This is a genomic window from Microbacterium sp. (assembly GCF_030149085.1).
In the GTDB taxonomy this organism is placed as follows: domain Bacteria; phylum Actinomycetota; class Actinomycetes; order Actinomycetales; family Microbacteriaceae; genus Microbacterium.
Map to the genome: position 1 here is coordinate 1 of NZ_JASBSF010000003.1, position 2,338 is coordinate 2,338.

Here is a 2,338-nt window from a genome sequence, read left to right on the forward strand (position 1 = left end):
GGTCACGACGACAAGGCGCTGTACCTCGAGCATCGCGCCGTCGTGAACGGCGAGATCTTCGCCCGTGCGATCATCCGCTCGCGCATGCTCAAGCGCGCTGGCGGAACGGTCACCCACGACGAGTTCTTCGCCGCCGTCGGCCGCCCCGACGACACCCCGGATGTCTCGTCCTGGATCCACGACTGGGCAGCGGCATCCGCCCTCCCTCCCACGAAGGCCGAGGCGCCGAGCGTCTGGCGTTGACCCGGGCCAGATACTGGGCGCCGGGGCCGCGTCGCTAACTCCTCAAGATCGGGCCACACGGCAGGGTCAGCGCCGCCGTATGGGTCGACGCGGGCCGGATGTGAGGAGTTAGTGACATCCTGAGTCGTCCATCGCGGGTTAGCGCCCGACTCTCGCCGCGATCATGTGGTCGTGCTGCTGCACGGTTAACTCCTCATCCTCAAACCGATTCGGCCGGTTTCGCGGCTTAGGTATGCGCCAGTCGACGCGGATATGAGGAGTTAGCCACAGGCCAGACACCCGCCCCGGATGCCCGCCTGGCGCAACCTCTTCTGCGGGTCGCCCGGACGTAGGCTGATCGCATGCACGAGACCCCCGACACGGCGCCATCCGCGCCGTCGGGCGACCTGGCGCAGCGCGCGATCGACCTCGCCGCGCGTTGGATCGCCGAAGCCGCCGAGTTCCCCGCTGATGCCTCGGCCCAGCGCCTCGCCGGAGTCCTGAAGGATCCGAACGGCCTGCCGTTCACGATCGGCTTCGTCGACGGTGTCATGCGGCCCGAGAGCCTCACCGCCGCAGCATCCACGCTCTCTCGCATCGCGCCGCTCGCGCCGGAGTTTCTGCCCTGGTACCTCCGGGGTGCCGTGAAGGTCGGCGGGGCGGTGGCTCCCGTGCTCCCTTCTCCTGTCGTGCCAATCGCCCGCCGCGCCCTGCGCGAGATGGTCTCGCACCTCGTCGTCGACGCTCGCCCCGAAAAGCTCGGGCCTGCGATCGCGGCGCTGCGCGAGGGCGGCGCGAAACTGAACCTCAATCTGCTGGGCGAGGCCGTCCTCGGCGAACGCGAGGCGCTGCGCCGGCTCGAGGGCATCCACGACCTCATCCGTCGCCCCGACGTCGACTACGTCTCGGTGAAGGTCTCGGCGATCGCGAGCCACATCTCGATGTGGGCCTTCGATGAGATCGTGGATGCCGTCGTCGAGCGCCTCACGCCGCTGTACCTCACTGCCGCCGCGGGGCTGCCGGAGAACGGCGGCCGCACCTTCATCAACCTCGACATGGAGGAGTACCGCGACCTCGACCTCACGATCGCGGTGTTCACCCGCATCCTCGAGGACGAGCGGCTGCGTGACCTCGAGGCGGGGATCGTGCTGCAGGCCTACCTGCCCGATGCGCTCCCCGCGCTGCGGGAGCTCACGGCCTGGGCGCGCCAGCGCGTCGCGGGCGGCGGTGCTCGCATCAAGATCCGGCTTGTCAAGGGCGCCAACCTCGCGATGGAGCGGGTGGACGCGATCATGCACGACTGGCCCCTGGCGACCTACGACCGCAAGCTCGACACCGACGCCAACTACCTGCGCTGCCTCGACGAGGCGCTGCAGCCGAAGAACACGGATGCTGTGCGGCTCGGCGTCGCGGGGCACAACGTCTTCGACATCGCATACGCGTGGCTGCTGGCCGGCGAGCGAGGTGTGCGCGAAGACATCGAGGTCGAGATGCTCCTGGGCATGGCGCAGGGGCAGGTCGCGGCGATCTCGCGCGAGGTCGGACACGTGCTCCTGTATGTGCCGGTTGTGCACCCGCAGGAGTTCGACGTCGCCATCAGCTATCTCGTGCGCCGACTCGAAGAGAACGCATCGAGCGAGAACTTCCTGTCGGCAGCCTTCGATCTGGCCGACGATCCCGCGCTGTTCGAGCGGGAGCGGGATCGCTTCATCGCATCGCTCGAGAGGGCTGCCGATCCGGCGCTGCCGATCGGGACCAACCGCCGGCAGAGCCGCGTGGCCGAGGAAGCCGCCGACGGATCCGCTGATCCGCGCATCCTGCGAGATGCCCCGCCGCCCCATGTCGGTGGTCTGACGCAGGCCGTGCTCGGAATCGCCAGCTCCGCGGCATCCGACGATGGAATCGCCCGCTTCGGGGGCGTTGAGTACGTCGAGACGGCGATCTACTCCGCGACCGAGTCCGACGGCGTTGCAGCCGGCGCGCCGGGGTTCCGCAACGCTCGCGACACCGACCCGGCTCTGCCGGCGAACCGTGAGTGGGCCCGGCAGGTGCTCGAGCGCATGGCGGTTTCGACGGCAGGGGATGCCACGATCGAGGCATCCCGGGTCGCGGACGC

1 protein-coding gene and 1 pseudogene are annotated in these 2,338 nt (G+C 69.2%); both read left to right on the forward strand.

Annotation, left to right across the window (positions count from 1 at the left end; all coding sequences use genetic code 11):
• Window positions 1-243 (forward strand): annotated as a pseudogene (locus tag Q1V87_RS00095) (4-hydroxybenzoyl-CoA thioesterase); the annotation flags it as partial.
• Window positions 244-584: 341 nt separating this feature from the next.
• On the forward strand, window positions 585-2,338 hold a 1,754-nt coding region (locus Q1V87_RS00100; RefSeq protein WP_300590323.1), incomplete at its 3' end, for a proline dehydrogenase family protein.